Genomic DNA, 592 nt, shown 5'->3' with positions numbered 1-592 from the left:
ATGGGATTGCTAGTATGGAGCATGAGAGTTACCTTTTTGTTTTGATTTAAGATTCGACACCTTTATCAAAACGGGTAACTCTCTCTTCTTCAAGAAGATATGTCAGATCAGATCGAGACTTCTACAACTAATAAATGAGCAAAAAACTATCCTGCTCGTATTTTTCCTTGATTTTCGGAGTGGTAAAGCACATACGAACCTTGAAGATGGTGGCTTGCTTTATAGTGAAAACAAACCCGACGAATCTGATGTAAGGGCTTACGCCACTTTTTTTTATAAAGTTCTTGGAAATGGCATTGCAGAATTAATCATTGAAGATATGGAGCCAGTGGATTGCGAAGTAGTAATACCAGTCAATATAATTCCTCCAAATCCAGATGAAGCTATATCTGAAGCCATTGAAAGGTTTAGAGCAGAAAATGAGGCTGATGGTAAAGCAGGGGAATAAACACAACAATTCTGGTCTAATCGGGTAGCCAAGGGTCTCTAACCCTCAGCCCCCACAACACCCTGCATGCGGATCCGCACAGGGCGTTTCACTGAGAATGGTGAAGCTTAATCCAACCATCGCGCAATTCGTACAGCCCCTGAG

1 protein-coding gene is annotated in these 592 nt (G+C 41.7%); it reads left to right on the top strand.

Annotated features, from left to right (window positions below; genetic code table 11):
• Positions 1-214: 214 nt before the first annotated feature.
• The gene (locus tag O9X78_RS20815) at positions 215-448 is read left to right on the top strand and encodes a hypothetical protein (protein WP_269621598.1); all 234 of its coding nucleotides are present in this window, start codon (positions 215-217) and stop codon (positions 446-448) included.
• Positions 449-592 lie beyond the last annotated feature (144 nt).

The organism is Zhongshania aquatica, assembly GCF_027257955.1.
Lineage (GTDB): Bacteria > Pseudomonadota > Gammaproteobacteria > Pseudomonadales > Spongiibacteraceae > Spongiibacter > Spongiibacter aquatica.
Note: the sequence above shows the minus strand (reverse complement) of the source record. Positions and strands in the feature narration are given on the sequence as shown.